The sequence below is a fragment of the Labilibaculum euxinicum genome (assembly GCF_009795715.1).
GTDB lineage: Bacteria > Bacteroidota > Bacteroidia > Bacteroidales > Marinifilaceae > Labilibaculum > Labilibaculum euxinus.
In genome coordinates, this window is the sequence record NZ_WTCR01000002.1 from 56,926 (window position 1) to 83,148 (window position 26,223).

Here is a 26,223-nt window from a genome sequence, read left to right on the forward strand (position 1 = left end):
TTGAATATAGAATAAAAAGAACCAATTTTCTTTTGGTTTGGATATTTCTTAGAATCATCTTAAATTTCAGCGAAACAAACAGATCCTATCTTGAAAAGAATTTCAATTATTTTTCTTTTAATTTCCATTAGCAGTTTTTTTGCTTTCTCAAAAGTGAAGAACAATGGAATTCCTTTTATAAAAAAATTTCCCCGAAGCCATTATAAAGGAGGAACCCAGAATTGGGACATTACACAAGCACCCAATGGGTTGCTTTATTTTGCTAATAACGAGGGGGTATTGGAATTTGATGGAAACAATTGGCGTGTGATTCCAATGCCGAATAATTCAGTTGTTCGTTCGTTGGCAGTAGATAGTTTGGGACAGATATTTGTTGGTGCATATAACGAATTTGGATATCTAAAGCCCGATAATCAAGGGAAGTTGAGCTATCATTCTCTCGTTGATCTTTTGCCTGATAATGATCGGAAATTTGATGAAGTCTGGCAAATTTTTCCTTATAAAAAGGGTATTCTGTTTCATTCGTTTCAAAAGATATTCTATTATAGAGACGGTGCAATTTCACAAATTCAGAATGAAAATGAATTTCATTTTGGTTTTCTTGTTCATGATCAGTTTTTTGTAAGAGAACAAAGAAAAGGACTTTGTGTGCTTGACGGCAGGTCTGTAGATGTAGTGAAAGGTGGTGAAATATTTGCGGATAAAGAAATTGTTAGTTTGCTTCCCTTGTCAAATCATTTGCTTCTCATTGCTACTGCATTAGATGGTTTGTTTTTGTATGATGGTACTCAGATTACCACATGGAACAATGATTTGAGTCAAAAATTCAAAACTGATCAGGTATATACAGGAATATCACTTGGGAATTCAAAATTTGCTTTTGGTACGGTTCGGAATGGTGTTTATATCATTAACAAGGATGGACAAATAATTCAAAATATTAATACTGAAAAAGGTTTACAGAACAATACAGTACTAAGTCTGTTTTTGGATCGAAGGGAAAATTTGTGGGTTGGATTGGACAATGGAATCGATTATCTGGAAATTAGTTCTCCTCTTTCCATTTTTCCAAAAGAAAAAGATCTTGGAGCAGGTTATGCATCAATATATCATGATGGGTATTTGTATCTGGGAACAAACACTGGATTATTTGCGCGGAAGTATGATTTTTCGCAGGGTATAAGGAATGGAGAAGAGGCCTTCGAATTGGTTAAGAATACTTCGGGGCAGGTATGGCATTTACAAGTAGTAGACGGGGAGCTGATTTGCGGACACAATAAAGGAACATTTAGTATTGATAAAAAGGTTGGAAAGTTAATTTCTGACATAGCCGGGGGATGGAATTACATTTATAAAAAAGAGATTCCGAATGTAATGATTGGTGGAACCTATACTGGTTTAGTACTTTATGAGAAATCGAAACAAACGAATAATAAGTGGAAATTTAGCAAAAGAATTGAAGGTTTCAATGAATCATGCAGAGAAATGGTTTGGAACGACGACAATTCGATTTGGATGTGTCACGGTTACAAAGGTGTATATCGTCTGCTCTTAAATGAAGGATTTGATGAATGTACAAAGTACAGATTTTATGGAGTGGAAGACGGCTTTCAGTCAAATCTGGGTATAGATGTACACAAACTCCGGGATGAAATTGTTTTTTCAACCAGTAATGGTTTTTATAAATATGTGGCTGAATCGGATCGATTTGAAGTTCATCAGTCTTTAAATAATATATTTGACAGCGAAGAACCTGTTAATAAGTTGTTTGAGCAAAAGAATGGTGATGTCTGGTTTTTTCAAGCTGAAAACATAGGTTTATTAAAGTCACAAGTAGACAATTCATATGAAATACTGAAAAAGCCATTCGCACCCCTAAAATCTTCCTTTATTGGAGCTTTTGAGAATGTTACGGTTGTTGATAAGGAAAATGTTTTATTTGGGAATGAGGATGGATTTGTACATTACGATCCTACTGTTGAAAAAAAATACAACGATACTTTTCAGACTATCATTAGAGAAGTTCGTATCAGTGGGAAAACAGATTCTGTTATTTATTACGGAACTTATTCCAATGCTAATGAAATTCAATTTAATTCGGATAATGAAAATAGGATTGAGCTGCCTTATAAGAGCAATGCCATCCGATTTAAATATTCTGCGCCTCAATTTAGCAATCCGGAATTAATTCGATATCAGTGTCAATTATTAGGGTTTGATGAAATTCCATCACCATGGGCAAATAATTCTCAAAAAGAGTATACTAATCTTCCGGAGGGAGAATATGTATTTGAAGTGGTTTCAGAGAATCAATATGGAGTTAAATCTGCTAAGGATACATTTCATTTTACCATTTTACCTCCTTGGTATAGATCTCACACAGCGCTTGTTATATATGTTTTACTTGTATTGTTCTGCATTTACGTTGCTGTTAGTATTATAAGATATAGAATTAAGTATTTGCAAAACCAGTTAAAAAAGAAGCAGGAGGAAGAGCTGAGACTAAAGGAACAAAAATTTAGGGAAGAGGCACTTATTGCAGAAAAGGAGATTGTGCAGCTTAGGAATGATAAATTACGAAGCGAAGTTGAGTTTAAAACCCGTGAGTTGGCCGGATCTACTATGAATATCATCCATAAAAATGAGGTGCTTTCCTATTCGGTTGGAGAATTGAAAAAAGCTCTGAAAAAAATTAAAGATCCAACAGCTCTTGTTCAGGTGAGGCAATTAATGAAAACTATTGATGCTGAATTCAACAGCGATCAGGATTGGGAGCAGTTCGAAGTGCATTTTGATCAGGTGCACGAAGATTTCCTGAAAAGGTTACGATTGCTGCATCCGCAATTAACACCAAAAGATTTACGAATTTGTGCTTATTTAAGAATGAACCTGTCCTCAAAAGAAATTGCGCCACTGATGAATATTTCTGTTCGGGGAGTAGAAATAAGTCGGTATCGTTTGCGTAAAAAATTTAATATAGCAAGGGAAGAAAATTTAATTGACTTCATATTAAACGTCTAATCAATAAAATTTATTCTGTCTAAAAAGAGGCTGGTGATGAAAATCATTAGCCTCTTTTTAATTTGATGTATGGTGGATTTAAAAAATATTGAATTGTTAAGGAAAGTTAAAATTCTAAAAAATAGAGCTTTATAAAAGATTATGTGCGCTGTGATGTAGTAATGATGTATTGGTGTTTCCAGCATGTAGAGTTTGTGATGTATTGTTTTTTTTGATTAGGATAGATGTTGGGCTTACATTGCAATCGTTGTAGGTGTATACTGTAAAAACAGAACATCGAACTAATTTCTAATCTTAACTAACTAATTTATGAAAAAAACGGTCTTGTTTTTATTTCTCACATTCTTTTGCATGACAACCTTCGCGCAAAGGCATGTTGTGACTGGTGTCGTTTCCTCAGCTGAGGATGGTACGCCCATACCATTTGCTTCAGTAGTGGTAAAAGGAACAACTATTGGTACTTCAACTGATTTTGATGGTAAATACTCTATTGAAGTAACTGAAGATGCGATACTTGCTTATTCAATGATAGGATTTGAGACTAAAGAAGTTCTTGTCGAAAGTCAAACTGTAATTGACGTTATACTACTTACTCAGACAACAGGTCTTGATGAGGTAATTGTAGTAGGTTATGGTACTCAAAAGAAACGGGATGTGACTGGCGCTGTGTCCATTGTTGACTCTAAAACAATTGAAGCTTTAAAACCGGTTAAGGTAGAGCAGGCACTACAGGGAACAACTGCAGGAGTAACAGTTACTTCTGCTTCCGGTGCTCCAGGTTCAGGATTAGACATCCGTATTAGAGGAATCTCTACAAACGGTGATGCATCTCCGGTAGCAATCATTGATGGATATCAAGGTGATTTAGGAACTCTTAATCCTGATGATATCGAGACTATTACTGTTCTTAAGGATGCGCAAGCCGCAATTTATGGAACAGTTGGTGCTAATGGAATCATTTTGATTACAACCAAGACGGGTCGAAAAAATACAGCAGCAACTGTAAGCTTTAATAGTTCTATTGGTATTCAGGAAACATCAAGAAAATTGCCTGTTTTAAATGCAACAGAATATGGTGTTTTATTAAATGAGGCCTATGCGGCTAATGGTGAGGCTTTGCCTTTTTTGAATGTTGCAAATTTAGGTAAAGGAACAAACTGGCAAAATGAATTGTTTGAAAGAGCTCCTGTATTAAATAACAATATTAGTGTTAATGGTGGTTCTGATAAAATTGTATACTCTTTAAGTGCTTCTGATTTGGACCAAAAAGGAATAGTAGGGAAGGATAAAACGGGTTATAAACGTAATACAGCCAGAGTGAATTTAGGAGCTGATCTTTCCGATAATTTTAAGATGAAGTCATCTGTAATTTACACCTATATCAAAAGAAAATCGATTAATGAAAATGGTCTTGGATCTGTATTATTTAATGCATTAAATATGCCTTCAACAATGCCGGTTTACGATTCAAATGGAAATTATTTCCTGGCTCCAACCAGTCTTGGTATCGAAATTATTAATCCGTTAGCACAGATTGCTGATACTTATAATGATTACAACTTGAAGAAGTTGAATGGTAATTTTAGTTTGGATTACGAATATTCCAAACATCTAAAAGCTACAGCAAGGATTGGTTTTAATACTAGTAATTCAGAGTCTAAGACATTTAGTAAAATTGTTGATTACGGAGGAAAAGTGTTCGATAAAACACGAAGTAGTGTAAATCAGAATGCCGAAAACTTCAATGATTATACTTTTGATGCATTTGTTACTTACGATAATACTTTTAACGAAAAGCATCATTTATCAGCAACACTTGGTACTACCGTTTTTAAAGAGTGGGGAAATCATTTGGATGCGACAGGTTATGATGTTCCAAATAATTCATGGGATTTTGCAGACATAGGATTAGCTAATGGGGTTAGTGATTCCAAATCAGTGGGATCATGGACTTTTGATCAAAGAAGATTGTCGTATTTCTCAAGAATTCAATACGATTATGAAGGAAAATACTTGCTGTCAGCAATGATCCGCAGGGATGCCTCAACAAAATTTGGTCCTGATGAAAGTGTTGCTTACTTCCCTTCTGCAACTGCGGGTTGGGTTATTTCGGATGAAGATTTCATGAGCGGCATTGAAGAAATCGATTTTATTAAATTGAGAGCGAGTTATGGTTTGTTAGGATCTGACAAAATTGATAGTTATAAATACATTTCGCAGTTAGATGGTGAAGCGACCTATGTTTTTGATGGTGTTTTGGCTCCGGGAACAGCTATTGGTGCAAATCCAAATCCAACTGTGAAATGGGAAGAGTCAGAACAGTTTGATGTTGGAGTTGATGTCAAACTTTTGAACAATAAAATAGATGTTAATGCCGATTATTTTATTAAGACTACCAACGATTTGCTGATTGGAAATATTCCTGTTTCCGGTATTCTTGGTGTAGCTGCTCCTGGAGCAGCTGGTCCTACAGTAAATGCGGGTACTGTACGCAACAAAGGATTTGAATTCGCAGTTGGATACAGAGGCAACATTACCAAAGATTTAAGTTTTAAAGTGAATTACAACTTCACGACATTAAATAATGAGGTTCTTGAAGTAAATAATGGTTCTGGATTTATTGAAGGTGGAAATTTTGGTGTCGGTCAGCCAGCGCCTTCCAGAATGGAAGTGGGAAAAGCTATTGGTTACTTTTATGGATATAAAACAGATGGTATTTTCCAAAATCAGGCAGAAGTAGATGCACATCCTTCTCAAACTGCACTGGGAGCCGAAGCATCACCTGGAGATATCAGATATGTTGATATCAATGGAGATGGAAAGTTAACTTCTGATGACAGAACGAATTTGGGAGATCCTATTCCTGATGTAACAATGGGCTTGAATATTTCAGTGAATTATAAAGGATTTGATTTCGTAGCATATTCTTACGCTTCAATTGGAAATGAGATGGTTCGTAATTACGAGAGATCCAATTCAAATGTAAATAGATTAAGTACCAGCCTTAACAGATGGACTGGAGCGGGAACAAGCAATTCTGTTCCACGGTTGACAACTGCTGCAACTGCAAACAATATTTTCTCAGACTATTTTGTTGAAGATGCCTCTTTCTTACGAATTCAGAATGTTCAACTTGGGTACACATTCCCAAAGAGTATCACTGAAAGATTAAGAATCTCTAAACTGCGTTTCTATGGCTCTGTTGCCAACCTATATACGTTTACTGACTATACAGGTTTTGATCCGGCAGCATCTACCGGCGCACCAATTGGTGGTGGAATTGACTATGGTTTCTATCCTGCAGCCAGAACATTTACATTCGGATTAAACCTTAATTTTTAAAAAGCCATGAAAATGAAAAATAGATTATACAACAAAGTTATATTCACGGTTTTTATCTCATTATCAGCATTAGTTTTTTCTTGTTCTGATGACTTTGTAGAATTATCACCTGAATATTCAATTGACTCTGAGAATTATTTTAATTCTTCAGATGATTATTACAATGCTCTCATTGCATCTTACGATATGTTACAATCAACGTATGTAAATGTAATATTAGGAGAAATAGCTTCAAACAATACTCTTTGTGGTGGCGAAAGTGCTACTGATGTTGTTGGATGGCAACAGGTTGATGATATGATTCATACACCTGTAAATAGTAATCTGGGAGACATATGGAACTGGATGTTCGCCGGAGTGCAGCGTTGCAATTACTTTATGGAATTTAAAGATAATATCGACTTTGATGGAAGAGAAATAATGATTGGTGAAGTTCGGTTTTTAAGAGCCTATTATTACTTTGAATTGGTAAAATGGTTTGGAGCAATTCCACTTAAAATCGATGAGCGATATAAATTAGGAGATGAAACTTCAATTCCACGTTCACCGGTATCTGATGTATATGCACAAATTGAAGCAGATCTGCTTTTGGCTATCAAAGTGTTGCCAACAACTGCAAGTCAAACCGGACGTGTAACAAAAGGTGCCGCTCAGGCTTTGCTTGGTAAAGCATATTTGTTTCAGGATAAATTTTCTGAGTCTGCTGCAGTTTTTGATGAGCTGATTATGGATGAAAATTATTCATTAGTATCTGATTACAATACAATCTTCGAGGCAGAAGGTGAAAATGGAGTAGAATCGGTTTTCGAAGTTCAATATACTGATGTTGAAGGTGCTGGTTTTGGTTGTCTGCAATGCAGTGAAGGAAATGTTGCGGTTGGATTTAGTGGAGTAAGAGGTTATGTTGGTGATTTATATACGTCTGGTTTTAGTTTTAATCTGCCGACACAAGATGCAGTAGATGAGTTCGAACCAGGTGATAACCGTAAAGATGTTGCCATACTGGATATCGAAGCCTGGGCTGCAGAAACAGGAGCAGAATATACTACTGGTTTTGAACATACCGGATACTTCAATAGAAAATACATTCCGCGAAAAAGGAGTGCTGACGCACAAGGTGACTTGAACTTGACCAATCCTAACAATTACAGAGCAATCAGATATGCTGATGTTTTATTGATGGCCGCTGAAGCCAATAATAGAGGTGGAATCTCAGACACAAAAGCACAAAAATATCTTTCACAGGTTCGACGCAGAGCTTTTGGCGATACGAATCACGATGTTACATTAACAGGAGCTGCTTTAACCGATGCGATTTATCATGAACGCAGAGTTGAATTAATAGGAGAAGGACATCATTTCTTTGATTTGGTGAGAACAGGCAGAGCAGCCAGTGAAATAGATGGATTTGTTGCAGGTAAAAATGAGGTGTTTCCTATTCCATTAGAAGAAATTCAGTTTGCCAACGGGAACTGGGAACAAAATCCAAATTATTAAAACTAAAAGAATATGAAACGTCCATGCCAAATCGATTTTGACTCACAGAGAGATGATTATCTCAGCATGGTAAGTTCCATATGGCAAATAAAAACAAATTATAATCATATGAAACGTCCATGCCAAAGTGATTTTGACACACATGGGGATGATTATTCCTGCTTGGTAAGTTCCATATGGCAACTAAAAAAAAATTTATAATCATATGAAAATACTAAATAAAATAAGCGCATTTATTTTCATTTTAGCTGTCGTTTTTGCTTGCGAAACGGATGAAGATAAGTTGTATTCATTGGATTATGTGACTGCACCAATTAATGTGTCAGCCATATTCAATATTACTCAGGATAATACGGGTATAGTAACAATTATACCAAATGCAGATGGTGCTTCATCTTATAGAATAGATTTTGGTGATGGTTCTGAAGTTGAAGAATATACTCAGGGTCAAGAGGCAACGCATACTTATATCGAAGGTGTATATCAGCTTAGCATTTTAGCTATTGGTTCTACTGGTCTTTCTACTGAATTTATTCAAGAAGTCAATGTCTCATTCAAAGCACCGGAAAATCTCAAAATCAAAATCGAAAACGATTTGAGCATTTCGAAGCAGGTAAACATTAGTGCAACTGCTGACTATGCTGCTGTTTTTGAAATTTATTTTGGAGATACAGTAGATGAAGAGCCTACAGCAGCAATGCCTGATGTGGTTGCTTCTCACATTTATCCAGTGGCAGGTGATTATGAGATTAGAGTAATTGCAAAAAGTGCAGGAGCAGCGACTACTGATTCTACATTCACATTTACAGTTACTGAGATTTTAGCTCCGGTTACATCGGCACCAACACCTCCTTCCAGAAATGTAGAAGATGTAATTTCAATTTACAGTTCTGCTTATGATGATATTGAAGGAATTAACTACAACCCGGATTGGGGACAATCGGGTCAGGGAAGCAGCTATGGAGAATTTGATCTGAATGGTGATAAAATGCTTCAATACATCAATCTTAGCTATCAGGGAATTGCTTTAGCTGATGGAACATCTGTAGATATTACTGATATGGAATTTTTACATATGGATGTTTGGACACCTGATGTTACCAAATTAGAAACTTCACTGATAAGCGGTACAAATGGTGAAAAACCAGTTTCGAGCGATTTAACAGCTTTTGAATGGACCAGTATTGATCTTGCGATATCTGCATTTACGGATCAGGGATTAACAGTTGCAGATATTATTCAATTAAAATTAGTTGGTGATCCATGGGCTGCAGGAACTGTTTTTGTAGACAATATTTATTTCTATAAAGCAAAATCATCATCGCCAACACAAGCGGCTCCAGTACCACCTGCAAGATATGTGTCTGATGTGATTTCCATATTTAGTGATGCTTACACAAATACTACAGTAAATGAATGGAATCCTGGTTGGGGACAGGCAACAACATTAACCAGTATTGATTTTAGCGGGAATAATGTTTTGTTGTACGAATCATTAGACTTTACTGGTATTGTAACTGACTATGACAATCCAACTGATTTATCAGCAATGACATTTGTTCATTTTGATTATTGGACGAGTGATGCCGATAAGCTGGCGTTAAAGTTGGTGAACACAGTAGCGGGTAGTGAAGATATTGTAGAGGTTTCTGATGTTACTGTTGGAAGTTGGGTAAGTGTTGATATCGCTTTAGCAGAATATTCTACTGACCTGACAGCGGTAACGCAGTTGCTTTTCGAATCTTCGAGTGCAACAGTATATATTGATAACTTATATTTCTATAAGGCACCGACAGAAGCTGCGCCAACACCAACAGCTAATGCTGCAGATGTGATTTCCATATTTAGCGATGCCTATACAAATATTACAGTAAATGAATGGAATCCAGGTTGGGGACAAACAACTACATTAACCAATGTTGATTTTGGTGGAAATAATGTACTCTTATATCAAGCCCTTAACTACACAGGAATTGTTACAGATTACGACAATCCAACTGATTTGTCCGGCAAGACTTATGTGCATTTTGATTATTGGACAAATGATGCAACCAGTCTTGCTTTAAAACTGGTGAACACCATCGTAGATAACGAAGATATTGAGGTGGTACCATCCATAATTCTAGGTCGTTGGGCAGGTGTTGATATCGCTTTAGCAGATTATTCTACCGACTTAACAGGGGTAACCCAGTTGCTCTTCGAATCTTCTGGTGCAATGGTTTTTATAGACAACCTTTATTTCTATTAATTTAAGAGAATAACTTATGAAAAAAAATATTCAATATATATCCACTCTGCTTCTGGGAGCGCTGCTAATTTTTACTGGTTGCGATGAAGAGAAGTATGAATTAGGTACACTAACAGTACCAAGCAATGTTGACCTTTCCTATGTGATCGTTGGGCAGGATGATGAAAATCCATATGGTGATGGCAGTGGTGCGGTAAATTTTTCGGCATCAGCAAATGATGAAATTACCTTTAATTATTTATTTGGTGATGGAAAAGATAGTGAGATTGTTGCGGATGGTAATGTATCACATGTTTTTGCTAAAACAGGTGTTAACACATACAATGTTACTGTAATCGCTATTGGTACAGGTGGTATTTCTTCGAGTAAAACCATAAAGATTGAAGTTTTAAGCACCTTCACAGATAATGAAGCTGCAGAATTCCTGACAGGAGGAAGCTCTAAGACGTGGTATTGGGCAGCAGATCAACCAGGACACATCGCTTTAGGCCCTAATTATGAAGATGCAGGCAAAGCATATGGAGCATGGTTTAGTGCAGCACCATTCGAAAAATCGTGTATGTATGATGCTGAATTTGTGTTTACCAAAACTGCTGAAGGTTTAACTTTCGAACAAACTACAGGATCTGCATATATTCCAGGAACCTACGCAGGTAAGATAGGAGTTGATGGCGATTTATGTTATGGTGAAGATGTTGTTACCACTATGTTTGGGGTTAAAAGCGTCTCGTTCGGACCAGCATCATCTGTTGCAACAATTGATGGGGGATACAGAGGAACCAGCTTTAGTTTAAGTGATGGTGGTTTTATGTCATGGTACGTTGGAGCAAGTACTTATGAAATCATACAGGTAACAGAAAACTTATTGAAAGTTAGAGTTGAAGAGGATGAAACATATGCTTGGTATCAAACTTTTACCACAGTTAAACCTGTGCAATAATATGGAGTTGATATTGTTAAAACGAATTTACTAACTAAATAGGTTAGAATTCTTATCACAAGATCAGGTATAAGGAAATATAGAAAACAAGACGTTGCATATTTGGATTTTTAATACCTATTGTGCAACGTCTTTTACCAATTAAAAGATTGAATACAAATCTTTCTTGTTTACTGAAATTAGAATTGTAAATGAGGAGTTTCGCAATAATATGATAATGGTTATGAAAAGGATAGATATATTGAAAATAATTTTTGTTTGTTTTGGTTTCCTTCTTCTCGCAAGTTGCGGAAGCAACGATTCAGAATCAGGAATGAATGCGAATTTCACCTTTGATTATACTGATGGTAATCATGTGGAATTTAAAAATGAATCTGAAGGAGAATACTATTCTATGGAGTGGGATTTTGGAAATGGTGAGACTCCTGTGACTACAACAGACAAAAATAAAAGCTTTAGTATATATTATCCTGTTGAAGGAGAGTACAACGTAACTCTTACATTATTTGGTTTTACTGGGGATAAAGCAGAGGTCAGCAAAATAATTAGCATTTCAAATACCGATTTCGAAATTTCTTTTAGTGCAGAAATTGATCCAACCAATCCCAATAATGTAGTTTTGATAAATACAACTATAGGCAATTACGATTCTTTCAAATGGGTATATCGTAATATGGAGATTGATAATGAGGAGAATACAATTGCTTATTTTCCTAAATCCGGACAGTATGAAATAGAATTGATTGTGGCTGTAGGGAATGATACCTTTTCAACAAAACAAACAATTACCATAATTCAAGATGATCCTAACTATGTGGATAATATGACACTAGTATGGTCTGATGAGTTTGATGGAACTTCGGTTAATGCAGATTATTGGACTTTTGAAACCGGAGCCGGTGGATGGGGAAACAACGAATTACAGAATTACACCAATGGTGATAATGCTGAAGTAACAGATGGCAAGTTGATTATTACAGCAAAAAAAGTGAATGATGATAAAGTTGCCGGTTCATACACTTCAACTCGGTTGATTTCTAAAGGCAAAAAAGAATTTACATACGGACGATATGAAATTCGCGCCAAATTACCTTCCGGTACAGGAATATGGCCTGCCATATGGATGCTGGGAAGTAATCTCAACACAGCAGGCTGGCCTGCATGTGGTGAGATTGATATCATGGAATATGTAGGTTATCAACCTGATGTTGTTCATGCTACAGTTCACACAACTGCCGGTTCTGGTTCTAATGGTGATGGCAGCAGTAAAACACTGACAACTGCCGAAGAAGAATTCCACATTTATGGTTTGTTATGGGATGAAACAGAGATGGTGTTTTATATCGATACTCCTGATAATGTAACTCATACTTATGCACCATCAACTAAAACGGCAAGCAATTGGCCATTTAATGAAGATCAATTCTTCATTTTAAATGTGGCTGTTGGTGGAAACTGGGGAGGTGCTCAGGGAATCGATAATGCCATTTTTCCTCAATCAATGGAAATAGACTACGTGCGTGTATATCAGTAATCGAAAAAACAAAACATAAATGATGCTACTAAAACATACCATCCTATCATTAGGGACAATATTTCTCTTGTCTGCTTGTAATTCAAAGAAATCTAAAACTTCGGAAAAAAGTGAAGGCGATTCCGACAATTACCAATTGGTCTGGAGTGATGAATTTGATTATACAGGCCTTCCTGATTCAACAAAATGGATGTACGATACAGAAGGAAATTCAGAAGGTTGGGGAAATAATGAAGCTCAATATTATACAAAAGCAAAGAAGGAAAATGCATGGGTTCAGGATGGTGTTCTTAACATTATTGCATTAAAAGAGCAGTACGAAGGTAAGGATTATACATCTGCCCGATTAAATTCAAAAGCAAATTGGCTGTACGGAAAAATTGAGGTGAATGCCAAGCTTCCAAAGGGAAGAGGTACTTGGTCTGCTATATGGATGATGCCGAAAGACTGGTCTTTTAAGGATGGAGATTGGCCAAATATTGGTGAAATCGACATCATGGAACATGTGGGACATAATTTAGGTGCAATTCATGCATCCGCTCATTCAACTGATTATCAATGGCAAAAAGGCACACAACAAACAGATACAATTATGATTTCTGATGTAGCTGAAAAATTTCATTCCTACATCTGGGAGTGGACACCTGAGGTAATGAGAGCCTATGTTGATGATCAACTTTATTTTGAATATAAAAATGAAGGTTTGGGCGAATCTAAATGGCCATATATAAAACCATTTTACTTGATATTAAATGTTGCCGTGGGCGGAGCCTGGGGTAGTGTGGAAGGAATAGATGCTGAAGCATTTCCTCAGACGATGCAGGTTGATTATGTGAGGATCTTTCAGAAAAGATAATTGCTTTCGTTTTAGAGTTGATCCTTGTAAAAGAATAATGAATGCTTACAATCGGAAGAATTTGATTGTGACTTATAAATATAAGAATCAGAAGTTTTTACTATAAAAAGTAATTGAAGTAGAATCAATTAAAATTGGAATGAAGAAGAATAACATTTATTTGGGAGACACGAGTTTGAATTGCAGTAAGGCTGACGTTGAGGGGGAATTCGTAGAACTACATAATGAAAAGTTTTACAAGATCAGCAATTCTGATCAAATGTCAGACTTCTTTATGAGTATAGTTAGTGATTCGGATCACTGGATGTTCATATCGAGCAATGGTTCTTTGTCGGCAGGAAGAAAAGACAGGAATAGCGCATTGTTCCCTTATTATACCGTTGATAAAATTCACGATTACAGAGATAAAACAGGGAGTAAAACAATTGTATTGGTTGAAAAGGATGAGAAAGCCTTTCTATGGAAACCTTTCTCTGATGGTCTGCGACATATATACAAGATTGAACGGAATTTGTATAAGAGTATTTATGGCAACAAAGTCATTTTTGAAGAGGTAAATTTCGATTTGGGAATGAGTTTCCAATACGGCTGGAGCAACAGTGAAAAATTTGGCTGGGTAAAAAAATCGATTGTCAGTAATATAAGTGATGAAGCAGTAAAATTTGAGATACTTGATGGTATTGAAAATATTCTTCCTTGTGGTTTGGATTACGATTTTCAGAATGAATACAGCAATTTATTAGATGCTTATAAGAAAAGTGAATTGCTTGTGGAAAGTGGTCTTGGACTATATATGCTGAGTTCAATTCCTGTTGACAGAGCTGAACCAAGTGAATCGTTAAATGCAACTACTGTATGGTCGCATGGATTAAATGACAAAAGGAAAATTCTTTTGTCAAGCAAACAATGTGATCGGTTTAAGGAAGGACTTCAGGTTGAAGCTGAATTTGATGTTAGGGCAACAAAAGGAGCCTATATTTTAAATGCAGAATTGGAATTGGCGGCAAAAGATTCGCGGGAGTGGATAATTGTTGCAGAAGTAAATCAGAACAGTGCTGATGTTGCCAATCTAAATCATTTTATCAATATTGAAAAGAACATCTTTGAATCAGTAGCAAATGATATTGATTTAGGCACAAAAAAATTAATTCAAATTGTTGCAGACGCGGATGGTTTGCAAATGAGTAATGATGATTTGGCTTATGCTCGTCACTTTTCAAATACGCTTTTTAATGTAATGCGGGGAGGTATTTTTACTGATAATTACCTTGTTGGATCAGATGATTTTAAGCTATTCGTTCAGCAAACCAATAAATTGGTTGCTAAGGAATTTAAATCGTGGATTGATCAATTGCCATCAAAAATCACCTATACAGAATTGAATCAACAGGCTGAAAAGACTGGTAATTCTGATTTGATTCGAATCTGTTATGAATATCTTCCGTTAACATTCAGCAGAAGGCATGGTGATCCAAGTCGGCCATGGAACCAGTTTTCTATCGAAACAAAAAATGACGATGGCTCACCAAAATTGAATTATCAGGGAAACTGGCGTGATATCTTTCAAAACTGGGAAGCACTAGGTTTGTCGTATCCTGAATTCATTGAGGGTATGATTGGTAAATTTGTAAATGCATCTACTCCTGATGGTTACAATCCATACAGAATAACAAGAGAGGGAATTGATTGGGAATGTCCGGATCCGAATGATCCATGGGCTTATATTGGCTACTGGGGAGATCATCAGATTATTTATCTTCAGAAATTTCTGGAGTTATCCAATGAATATCATCCGCAAAAGTTAGATGAGATGCTTTCGAAAGAGAATTTTGTGTATGCAAATGTTCCGTATCGAATTAAATCTTACCAGGATATTGTAAAAAATCCACAGGATACCATAGAGTTCGATTTTGCTTTAAATGATCAGATTCGAAGCAGGGTAGCACTGATTGGAGCTGATGCCCGCATGCTAACAAATGGAGGCGATCAATTGTATCAGGTGAATCTTACCGAAAAGATTTTGGTAACACTATTGGCCAAATTGAGCAATTTTATTCCTGAAGCGGGTATCTGGTTAAACACACAGCGTCCAGAGTGGAACGACGCTAACAATGCCTTAGTGGGGAATGGTGTTTCGATGGTTACTTTGTGTTACCTAAGAAGATTCCTGAAGTTTTGGTCTGTAAAATTTGAGGGCTTAGAAATAAATGAAGTTCAAATTTCCGAAGAAGTGAAAACGTTATTGGATAGCATTTTTAATTTGTTTTCTGAAAATGCATCTCTATTGGAAAGAGGATTTTCGGATGAAGACAGACGCCGTTTTGCGGATGTATTGGGAGAAGCCGGAACTAGCTACCGAAATGGAATTTATGCCAATTCTTTCTCAGGATTGAAAAAAACTGTGAAAGTGAGTGAATTGTTAGATTTCACCAATTTGGCTTTGGTTTACATGGATCAATCCATTAAAGTAAACAAACGTGAAGATGGTTTGTATCATGCTTACAATCTGATTTCATTTACCGATAAAAGTGTTTCGGTTCGCTATTTATACCAAATGCTCGAAGGACAGGTTGCTGTTTTAAGCTCTGGTTATTTAAACTCTAAAGAAAGTCTCGATATACTCGATGCCTTAAAAGCAAGTGCATTGTTTCGGGAAGATCAATACAGTTATTTTCTTTATCCAAACAGACAGTTACCTCTGTTTATAGAAAAGAATAACATTCCTGCCAATCAGGTGAAAGAATCTAAATTATTATCTCAGCTGCTTGCTGATCAGGATTCTTCAATTCTGAATGTAGATAAATTAGGCGGTTATCATTTTGATGGCACATTTAGGAATGCCCAGGTTTTGGAAAATGCGATCAATAATCTGAATACAAATAAATACGGACAGCTTGTTAAAGAGGAAAAAAAGAAGGTGCTTGATATTTTCGAAGAGATGTTCGATCATCAGTCATTTACTGGTCGCTCGGGTACTTTTTATGGATTTGAAGGTTTGGGTAGTATCTATTGGCACATGGTTTCAAAACTCCTGCTTGCTGCACAGGAAAGCTATTTTAACGCCATCGAACAGGAAGCAGATCCAGTGGTGATCGGTAAAATAAAGGATCATTATTTCGAAATTAAAGCAGGCATTGGATTGTATAAATCACCAAAGTTATATGGAGCTTTCCCAACGGATGCTTATTCTCATACACCTTCTCATGCCGGTGCTCAACAACCAGGCATGACCGGTCAGGTAAAAGAAGATTTTATATCAAGAATTGCTGAGCTGGGCATCCATGTGAATAATGGCGAAATAGTATTTGGGACATCTTTGTTTAACGATCAAGAGATATTGAATCATGATGAGCTGTTTGTTTATTACGATGTGAATGGACAGGAGAAACAAATTGCCATCCATCGCGGTCAGTTAGCCTTTACTTTCTGTAAGGTTCCTGTAATCTATTCTTTAGCAGATAAAAATCAAATTACAATTACATTAAAAAATGGAGAAACGAAAGTGATTCCAAACAATACAATAGATGGGGAGACAAGTGCTTTGATTTTTAATCGAAGTGGAGAAGTGGAGAGAATCGATTTTTTAATCGGTAAAAAATAATATTTGATACAATCTGTACAATCACAAACAAGATTGTGATTGTACAGATTAACTTAAACTCTAATCTTAAAAGCTTAAACAGATGTCAGTAAGAAGTGAATATTTAATGTCTCTTGCCGGAATGGATCTTTCCGGTAAAACGGAAGATGAATTAGTTTCTCTCTATAATAAATTGTTGAATTCTGGAATGCACGGATTGTGTTTTAGTCCTTATGAAGAAGGGCAGGAGCCTGGAACATTGTTGAGTGAGGAGCAAATTAGAAGAAGAATTGACATCATCAAGCCACATACCAAATGGGTAAGATCATTTTCTTGTACAGAAGGTAATGAACTCATTCCTAAAATTGCCAAAGAAAATGGGATGAAAACTTTAGTAGGTGCTTGGTTGGGGAAATACAAAAGCATTAACGAAAATGAAATTGCGGGTCTTATTGAAGTAACTAAAGCCGGTCATGCCGATATTGTTGCAGTTGGAAACGAGGTGCTGTATCGCGAGGATTTAAGCGAAGATGAATTGTTGGATTACATCTATAGGGTGAAAAAAGCACTTCCGGGAATTCCTGTCGGGTATGTTGATGCTTATTATGAATTCGGCAATCGTCCTAGAATAACTACCGCTTGCGATGTGATATTGGCCAATTGTTATCCATTTTGGGAAGGATGCAGCCTCGATTATTCATATCTGTATATGAAAGACATGTACAATCGTGCATTAAAAGCAGGAAATGGTAAAAAAGTAATTATCACTGAAACCGGCTGGCCAAATGTTGGTGAAAAATTTCATGGAGCAAAACCTTCCAAAGCAAATGCTCTTAAATATTTTATAAATACACAATTGTGGTCTAAGGAAGAGAATATCGACATTTTCTATTTTTCATCCTTCGATGAAGCTTGGAAAACCTCTGACGAAGGTGATGTTGGAGCTTATTGGGGAATTTGGGATAAGGATGAGAACTTAAAATTTTCGAAATAGTTGATTCCTTGAATTGAAACTGCATGAACCACTACAGAATGAATCGAAACAAACCACTTACTATAGCACCCGGAAAAGCAATTTGTTATTCGGGTTTCAGAGAAGGACAAAGCCCTGAATCAGGGATTTATCCAACTTATGAGCAGATTAAAGAAGATCTTTTAATATTGAATAATCATTGGAAATATCTTCGGTTATACGACTGCGATAAGCAAACGGATATTGTGTTGGAGGTGATTCAAAAAGAAAAGCTCGATTTTAAAGTAATGTTAGGCGCCTACATAGGTGCTGAAATGAACAATTTTGGATGCCCTTGGGGAGGTACCTATTCGGAAGAAGAATTGAATGAAAATAAGGAAAGAAACCTGAATCAGATTCAAAAGCTGATTCAATTGGCCAATCAATATCCTGAAATTATTTTTTCATTATCAGCAGGAAATGAAGCATTAGTTCACTGGACTGATCATTATGTGCCGTTAGAAAATGTGATTCGCTATGTTCGAATGATTAAAAAAGGAGCAAAACAGCCCGTTACATTTTGTGAAAATTATGTGCCATGGCTGGATAAATTGAAAGGTTTGGTTGAGGAAATTGACTTCATATCCATTCACACTTATCCGGTGTGGGAATATAAAAATATTCATGAGGCAATGGAATACACCAAGCAAAATTACTACAGTGTTGCCGATAAGTATCCTAACAAGCCAGTTGTAATAACTGAAGCCGGTTGGGCAACCAATTCAAACGGTAGAGGCATTTCTATAGGAAATGTAAGTCAGGATTTGCAGGAAATTTATTACAACGATTTGGTGAATTGGAGCGAGGAAGATGACGTACTCACTTTTGTATTTGAAGCTTTTGATGAACCTTGGAAAGGTTCGCAAGAACCATTGGAACCGGAAAAACATTGGGGCCTTTTTACGGTCGACCGAAAACCAAAAAAGGTGATGGCAAAATTATTTGCTGATTCAAAATAGTATGAAATCCCGAAACCTAAAGAACTATGAAAAACTCAGTAAGAAATAGCAGGAGCACAGGCATGATGATCACTTTGGTGATTTCAATGCTTTTGATATCCTGTAAAAATGAAAAGAAAGTGTCCCAAAAAGAATCAGATTTAACCAAGACAACTAAGATAGAAATCAAGCAAACTACTAAGGACTTATTGAACGGAGTTTCGAAAGCGGTTTGCTATTCTGGATTTAGAACAGGCCAACATCCCGATAGAGGCGAAGGAGCCGTTAATCCAACGGATGAACAGATTCTCGAAGATCTTCAGATTATCTCTCATGATTCTCTTTTTAATTTAATTCGGTTATACGATTCTGGTGAAAATTCGGAAGCCGTATTGAGAATTATCGAAGAAAATAAGCTAGACATTAAAGTAATGTTGGGAATTTGGTTGAAAGCTGAATTGAGTGCTCATGAAACTTGTGGATGGTTAACTGAACCGATTCCAGCAGCAATTTTAGAGCAAAACTATATTGCAAACCAGAAGGAAATAAAAGAAGGAATTCGTTTGGCCACTCAATATCCCGAAACTGTTATAGCGGTTAATGTTGGCAACGAAGCTTTGGTTGAGTGGAACGATCACAAAGTAGATACAGATTCGATCATCTCTTATGTGCAGAAAGTTCAGAAAGCCATTCAACAACCTGTTACTGTTGCCGATAATTACGAATGGTGGGCTGCAAAGGGTGAAAAACTATCTAAAGCTGTTGATTTTATATCAATTCATGTATATCCTGTTTGGGAAGGCAAAGATATTGCCGAAGCAATGTCTTACACCATCGAGAATGTGCAAAAAGTTAGAAATGCACTTCCTGATAGCAAAATAGTAATAACAGAAGCAGGATGGGCAACAGTAGCCTCAGAATTTGGAGAAAGAGCCAGCGAAGAAAAGCAAAAACAATATTATAACGACCTGATGAAATGGTCTGCAGACATGAACATTACAAGCTTCTTTTTTGAAGCTTTCGATGAAGATTGGAAAGGAGAAACAGCAAATCCTTTAGGAGCAGAAAAGCACTGGGGGTTATTCACTGTTGATAGAAAACAAAAAAAAGTAATGCAATAATTATTTCTCATATCTAGAATCTCACATCACATAATCTATAAAAACATGACACATTATAAAACAGCAAAGGAAGACATTGTCCCATTTGGACAAAAACTGGCATTTGGATCAGGACATCTGGCAAATCAGTTATTTCCTGCTGCTCTGGGTGTGTTTATGGTCGTACTGGTTATGTCTTTGGGAATGGATCCTATCCTTGCCGGATTATTAGGTGCATTACCCAGACTTTTGGATGCATTAACTGATCCTATTATGGGATTTATTTCAGACAATACAAAATCGAAATGGGGACGAAGAAAACCTTATATTTTAATAGGGAGCGTTATTTCAGGAGTCACATTTATGATTATGTGGCAATTGAATCCTGAAAATTCTGAGATTTACAATTTCTTTTACTTTTTAGTGATATCCATATTTTTTTATATCGGTTACACCATTTTTGCGACACCTTTAATTGGTTTGGGTTATGAAATGACTCCCGATTACAATGAAAGAACCAGATTGATGGCCGTATCTCAGTTTATGGGACAAATTGCATGGATGATAGCCCCTTGGTTTTGGGTGATTATATACAATCCATCGATTTTCGATTCCGCGCCTGAAGGGGCACGAATTCTTTCCATTTGGGTAGGTGGTTTGTGCATGGTTCTGGGGATTCTTCCAGCCCTTTTTAACAATGAAATGATCGTTCCCGATCAGGATAAGATGAAAAATTTGTCGGCAAAAGAATTGGCTGCCAACACAAAAGAATTTATAAAAGGGATAAAGTTAACCATTCAAAACAAGCCATTCATGAAGCTTTGCGGGTCTACCTTTCTCATTTTTAATGGCTTTCAGACTATTGCTCAATTTGCCTTTTTTATTATTGTCTATTATCTTTTTCAGGGAGATAAAGTGGCAGCAGGAGGTTGGCCGGCATGGTTTGGCACCATAAGTGCAATGGCGACTGCATTTCTTGTAATTCCTATTGTTACCAAACTTTCGGAGAACTTTGGAAAAAAGAATGCTTTTATCATAGCCACTCTTCTTTCAGTGGTGGGATATGCATTAAAATGGTGGGGATTTAATCCTGAATACCCTTGGTTGATGTTCATGCCAATTCCGTTTTTGTCATTCGGGATAGGTGGCTTGTTTACTTTAATGATGTCGATGACTGCTGATGTTTGCGATTTGGATGAACTGAATAATGGAGAACGTAGAGAAGCTACATTCGGAGCTATTTACTGGTGGATGGTGAAACTGGGAACAGCTATTGCCATGCTTACCAGTGGTGTTGTTTTGCACTATATTGGCTTCGATGAAAGTGTTGATGTTCAGTCTGCAGAGACCATTACAAACCTCAGGTTAGCAGATATCCTGATTCCAATTACTACAGCATTTCTTGCAATTGTATTGATATGGAAATATGATATTACAGAAACGAGATCTCATGAAATAAGAGAAGCTTTAATCGCACGTCGAGGTAAGGTAAAACATGAAGGTGATGTGATCAGTAATGTTACAGGCGAAATTATACCTGATAAAATATAAAATAAGCTTAGTTGAATAGTTGTGAATGACAATTCATTTAAGGTGAATTTAATTCTATCTATTTCATCAAATAAATAAGGTTCTCAAAAACAAGGAGATTTACACATTTTGATATGAAAAATATGAATATTGTACACGATGCTAAATCAATAAATATGATGTCGAAAATCTGGATATTCTTCATTTTAGTATTGCTGTTTACATCTTGTCAGAAAGCAGAAAAAAAATTCGTTTATGTGGATGGTGAAAATATTTACTCGGCGAAAGGTGATCTATTGCACCTAAAAGGGGTGAATTTGGGAAATTGGTTATTACCAGAGGGCTATATGTTCAAATTGAAAGATTGTAACTCTCCACGCCAAATAGACCAAAGCATACGCGAATTGATCGGGGATAGTGCTGCTACGGCTTTTTGGGACTCTTTTTTGGAGACTTATATCACTGAGGCCGATATAAAATGGTTATCAGAAGCTGGAGTAAATATTATCCGTTTACCATTCGATTATCGCTTACTGACTCATGATGATTTTTTGGGAAGAGATATGCATGGTTATAAATATTTGGACAAAGCCATTAGTTGGTGTGAGAAATACAATATTTATGTATTGCTGGATATGCATGCAGCTCCAGGAGGTCAAACAGGTGATAATATAGACAACAGTGATGGCTATCCTTGGTTAATGGTGGATGAAGGAATGAAACAAAAGGTCGCTGATATTTGGCAGGAAATTGCAAAGAGGTATGCAAATAATACTGCTGTTATAGGGTATAACCTTTTGAACGAGCCCATCCCTCAATATTTTGATGATGATAATTTAAAACCATATTTAGAGCCACTGTATAAAAAGATTACCAAAGCAATAAGAGAGGTCGATAGTAATCATATTGTATTTTTAGGAGGAGCTGTTTGGGAGACAGATTTCTCTGTGTTTTCTGAACCGTTTGATGATCAATTAGCTTATACATTTCATAAGTACTGGATGCCACCTGAACAAAAGGAAATACAGCAATATGTAGACTTCAGAGATAAATATAAAGTGCCATTATTGATGGGTGAAAGTGGTGAGAATGAGGATGCCTGGGTTAAAGATTTTAGAGAGCTGTTAGATAAGAATGATATTCATTGGACCTTTTGGCCATACAAGAAAATGGATAATACACGTGGTCCAATGAACTTTAATGAACCTATTGGTTATGACAATTTTATAACATACGCCGAAAGCGATAGAAGCTCATTTCGTAATATAAGGGCTCTGAGAGATAGTATTGGTGGAATAAAACGAGAAGAAATTGTGGCTGTATTAAAGCAGTTTGTAGAAAATAGCAGGTTTGAAAATTGTTATCCGAATGAGGGTTATTGCAAGGCATTAGGATTTTTTGATAAAAATATTTCTTATAAATAACACTCCGAATTATGCGGGAGGGACAATTTAATTTACGATGAATTTGACTCTAGAGTAACACAATAAAAGCAACAAATGGAAAATTTTAAATATTACTTATCCTTTTTATTCCTACTTATTATGATGGGATGTAATACAAAGCAAAATAATCGCTGTTGTAATTTTGAATATGAAAGAGGAAGCAAAAAATATGAAGATCTCCTTAGGCGATCGTTCTGTTAACATACAGATCAATGCGCAAGCTCTGCAAACAATTATTGTTAGGTAAAAATCAATAAGGCTGAAAGCCTTAAATATAATAGCCCGGGGCATCGCCCTGGGTATGAAAGTCAATTGCAATCGTCGCAATTACAATATTTGATAGGAGTAGAATCCTTGTTTGCGACGAAAATAGTAGATATTGACAGGAACAAGAAAAAAGCTTTCTCTGTTGTAAAAGAAAAATATACAAACTTACCGGTTTCGAAATAGTCCAATCCAATATCCATAAGAATGAAAAAAACAGCATTGTTTTTACTGACAATTTTACCCTTACTAACTATTGGTCAGCCTAAAAAAGATAACAGTATGGCATACATCCTAAAAAATAAGAATCTGGAAATTCACATCGATTTGCCATCGGAAAATTATCAGTTTTCAAGATTCGATTGGACAAGTAAAATTACTTCGGTAAAATTTAAAGGAATTCCTGTTTGTACTCAAGAAAAAATAGAAGGGGATGTTGAAAATATTTATGGCAAAGGTTTTTACAATGAATTTGGCATTGAAATGCCTGTCGGCTTTGATGAAATAAAAGAGGGAGAATATTTTCCAAAAATAGGTGTAGGAGCATTAAAAAAAGAGGGGGCTGAATACAGTTTCAGCAAGGCTTATGAAACTGAACCTGCCGATTTTAAAATTATTACTGATACAAATAAATTACTCATTGAATGTATCTCTCCGAATGTTAATGGATATTCATATGTGCTGAAAAAGGAAATCGAATTATTGGAAAGCAGTTTTGTTATTCGGTATTACTTACATAACACAGGCGGAAAAATCATTTCTACGAATGAATACTGCCACAATTTTTTAGCCATCAATAAAGAATTAATGGGAAGTAATTACATCTTAAAATTCCCATTTGATATCAAACCGGAATTATTAGGTGCAACAGTAAATCCTGAAGAGAAAGTGGAGCTTGGACAAAACGAAATTACGTTTAAAAATATGCCAAATGAACAATTCTTTTTCAGCAACCTTTCAGGAAGCAAGAATGTGGATGCTCACTGGGAATTAATCAATACCAAAAGTAAAATTGGTGTCAGCGAAACAGGAAGTTTTAAAACAGACAAGATCAACCTCTGGGGTTGGAAACATGTTATTAGTCCAGAACTATTCTTTGATATAAACCTAAAACCAGATCAGGAAATTGAGTGGAGCAGAAAATACGATATCTATGAGATTGACAATTAATAATGAGTATTGTGAATTGAAGAAAATAATTTTAGTTGAAATAATTAGAGCAGGGACTGCCGATCGGGCGCGATTTGGGTTGTCTGTTGCCATGAAAAGCCGAACAGCTTCCGAGAGGCTTGATTCTTTTGCTTACTTTTCTCATCTAAGGAGAAAAGTAAGAGCCCATCCGGCTTTAGGATAATAATATAAATAGAGAAACCATTAGATTAATTTTAAAAAAGGCTTGATGTAGAGTCAATAAATTACACAATTATATCACAATGAATACAACAGACTCAAAATTATCGATAAAGGAAAAAGTAGGATATAGTTTAGGCGATACAGCCTCTCATTTTGTTTGGGATATGGTAGGTTTCTGGATTCTGATTTTCTATACCGATACCTTTGGAATCTCCGCAGCGGCCGCAGGAACTATTATGCTGATTGCCCGTTTTTGGGACATGATAAGTGATCCTATTATGGGAATTATTGCTGACAGAACAAATACACGTTGGGGTAAGTTCAGGCCTTACATTTTATGGATGGCTTTGCCATATAGTGTTCTTGCCGTTTTAACTTTTACCACTCCTGATCTCGGACCAACGGGTAAAGTGATTTATGCTGGGGTTACTTATATTTTATTAATGAGTGTATTTACAGCTATAAATCTTCCTTATTCATCATTGGGAGCGGTAATTACTTCGGATTCTTACGAAAGAGCGGGGCTCAATTCGTATCGGTTTATTTTTGCATTCGTCGGGCAATTTATTGTTTCAGGTACCGCCCTTTCATTGGCTCTGTATTTTGGGGGAGGCGATAATGCAAAAGGATATCAGTACACGTTAATTCTGTTTTCCATTATCAGTTTTATTTTATTCATGATTACTTTTAAAACGACAAAAGAGCGAGTACAACCGCCTAAAGAGCAGAAAGAAAACTTAAAGGAGGATTTTAGAAATTTGTTTAAGAACAAACCTTGGATGATTCTGTTTTTTGTTGGGATTATTTCGTTCATCATGTTTGCAATGCAGAATTTGTCCATTGCATACTATTTTAAATACTATATAGGCAAGGAAGAAAATGTTCAGTTGTTTAATGTGATTGGTACAGTAGCACTGATTGTTGCTATTCCATTTTCAAAACCATTGGCAAAAAAATTCGGTAAGCGTAATGTGTTTTTGGCTAGTTCATTGCTTTCCGGATTTTTCTTCATCTGCTTGTATCTGCCTGCTGCCAATAATTTGACAATGATTTATGCATTTAATATCCTTGCAAAAATGGCTTATGCTCCTGCCGTGCCTTTGCTTTGGACTATGCTTGCCGATACAGCTGATTATTCGGAATGGAAAACCGGACGACGTTCAACCGGCTTGGTCTTTTCTGCAGCTACATTTGCCCAAAAAGCAGGATGGGGAATTGGTGGAGCTTTGGCAGGATGGTTGCTTGCCATATTCAAATTCACACCCAATATTGAGCAAACAGCAACTGCCATAACAGGAATAAAACTCATGATATCGGTAATTCCCGGAATCTTATACATGTCATGTGCAATTCTCCTGTACTTCTATACCATCGATCACGAAACTTGTGTTGTTATAAAAACGGATCTGGATCAAAGGAGATTGGCAGAGGCTACTACTTAAATTGTTTTTGGTTTATGAAGGAAATAGAAGTATTATCTTCATTCATTTTGGTAAAGATCATCTCGAAAAAGGGGTGATCTTTTAAATGTCAACACATTACAGATCTAAATATTAAGATGCT

The 26,223-nt window shown here is 36.2% G+C and carries 17 protein-coding genes; all 17 read left to right on the plus strand.

Going from position 1 to position 26,223, the window contains the following annotated elements:
* Positions 1 to 90 precede the first annotated feature (90 nt).
* The 17 genes from GQR60_RS02330 (at position 91) to GQR60_RS02405 (ending at position 26,102) form a co-directional block, all read left to right on the plus strand.
* Entirely contained in the window at positions 91 to 3,021 is a 2,931-nt protein-coding gene (locus GQR60_RS02330; protein WP_124991386.1) for a helix-turn-helix and ligand-binding sensor domain-containing protein, read from the plus strand.
* A gap of 309 nt (positions 3,022 to 3,330) precedes the next feature.
* Positions 3,331 to 6,363 (plus strand): SusC/RagA family TonB-linked outer membrane protein, encoded by a 3,033-nt coding sequence (locus GQR60_RS02335; protein WP_124991387.1) that lies wholly within the window; start codon positions 3,331 to 3,333, stop codon positions 6,361 to 6,363.
* Between the two features lie 12 nt (positions 6,364 to 6,375).
* Positions 6,376 to 7,860 (plus strand): RagB/SusD family nutrient uptake outer membrane protein, encoded by a 1,485-nt coding sequence (locus tag GQR60_RS02340; RefSeq protein WP_124991388.1) that lies wholly within the window; start codon positions 6,376 to 6,378, stop codon positions 7,858 to 7,860.
* A 205-nt stretch (positions 7,861 to 8,065) separates the two neighbouring features.
* A complete protein-coding gene (locus GQR60_RS02345; protein WP_124991389.1) occupies positions 8,066 to 10,108 on the plus strand; it encodes a hypothetical protein in 2,043 nt (680 codons plus the stop codon).
* A 16-nt stretch (positions 10,109 to 10,124) separates the two neighbouring features.
* Positions 10,125 to 11,048, plus strand: a complete 924-nt coding sequence (locus GQR60_RS02350) for a PKD domain-containing protein (protein ID WP_124991390.1) — start codon at positions 10,125 to 10,127, stop codon at positions 11,046 to 11,048.
* Positions 11,049 to 11,271: 223 nt separating this feature from the next.
* Positions 11,272 to 12,582, plus strand: a complete 1,311-nt coding sequence (locus tag GQR60_RS02355) for a family 16 glycosylhydrolase (protein WP_160463395.1) — start codon at positions 11,272 to 11,274, stop codon at positions 12,580 to 12,582.
* A gap of 19 nt (positions 12,583 to 12,601) precedes the next feature.
* Entirely contained in the window at positions 12,602 to 13,438 is an 837-nt protein-coding gene (locus GQR60_RS02360; protein WP_225441312.1) for a glycoside hydrolase family 16 protein, read from the plus strand.
* Between the two features lie 139 nt (positions 13,439 to 13,577).
* Positions 13,578 to 17,039 carry a hypothetical protein gene (locus GQR60_RS02365; RefSeq protein WP_191991581.1) on the plus strand — a complete coding sequence of 1,154 codons (3,462 nt, stop codon included), beginning with the start codon at positions 13,578 to 13,580 and terminating at the stop codon, positions 17,037 to 17,039.
* 82 nt (positions 17,040 to 17,121) lie between these two features.
* Positions 17,122 to 18,012 (plus strand): glycoside hydrolase family 17 protein, encoded by an 891-nt coding sequence (locus GQR60_RS02370; protein WP_124991392.1) that lies wholly within the window; start codon positions 17,122 to 17,124, stop codon positions 18,010 to 18,012.
* 23 nt (positions 18,013 to 18,035) lie between these two features.
* Positions 18,036 to 18,989 carry a glycoside hydrolase family 17 protein gene (locus GQR60_RS02375; RefSeq protein ID WP_225441313.1) on the plus strand — a complete coding sequence of 318 codons (954 nt, stop codon included), beginning with the start codon at positions 18,036 to 18,038 and terminating at the stop codon, positions 18,987 to 18,989.
* A 26-nt stretch (positions 18,990 to 19,015) separates the two neighbouring features.
* Positions 19,016 to 20,089 (plus strand): glycosyl hydrolase family 17 protein, encoded by a 1,074-nt coding sequence (locus tag GQR60_RS02380; protein WP_124991393.1) that lies wholly within the window; start codon positions 19,016 to 19,018, stop codon positions 20,087 to 20,089.
* Positions 20,090 to 20,134: 45 nt separating this feature from the next.
* Positions 20,135 to 21,619, plus strand: coding sequence for an MFS transporter (locus tag GQR60_RS02385; RefSeq protein ID WP_124991394.1), 1,485 nt, complete (start codon positions 20,135 to 20,137; stop codon positions 21,617 to 21,619).
* 113 nt (positions 21,620 to 21,732) lie between these two features.
* Positions 21,733 to 23,022: a glycoside hydrolase family 5 protein gene (locus tag GQR60_RS02390; RefSeq protein ID WP_124991395.1), complete on the plus strand. Its 1,290-nt coding sequence runs from the start codon at positions 21,733 to 21,735 to the stop codon at positions 23,020 to 23,022.
* A 160-nt stretch (positions 23,023 to 23,182) separates the two neighbouring features.
* Positions 23,183 to 23,290: a hypothetical protein gene (locus GQR60_RS20325; RefSeq protein ID WP_394367638.1), complete on the plus strand. Its 108-nt coding sequence runs from the start codon at positions 23,183 to 23,185 to the stop codon at positions 23,288 to 23,290.
* 224 nt (positions 23,291 to 23,514) lie between these two features.
* Positions 23,515 to 24,477, plus strand: coding sequence for a hypothetical protein (locus GQR60_RS02395; protein ID WP_225441314.1), 963 nt, complete (start codon positions 23,515 to 23,517; stop codon positions 24,475 to 24,477).
* The gene (locus GQR60_RS02400; protein ID WP_124991397.1) at positions 24,461 to 24,661 is read left to right on the plus strand and encodes a hypothetical protein; all 201 of its coding nucleotides are present in this window, start codon (positions 24,461 to 24,463) and stop codon (positions 24,659 to 24,661) included. The genes GQR60_RS02395 and GQR60_RS02400 overlap by 17 nt, the downstream gene beginning before the upstream one ends.
* Positions 24,662 to 24,740: 79 nt before the next feature.
* Complete coding sequence (locus tag GQR60_RS02405) at positions 24,741 to 26,102, plus strand: MFS transporter (protein ID WP_124991398.1); 1,362 nt, start codon at positions 24,741 to 24,743, stop codon at positions 26,100 to 26,102.
* Positions 26,103 to 26,223: the final 121 nt, after the last annotated feature.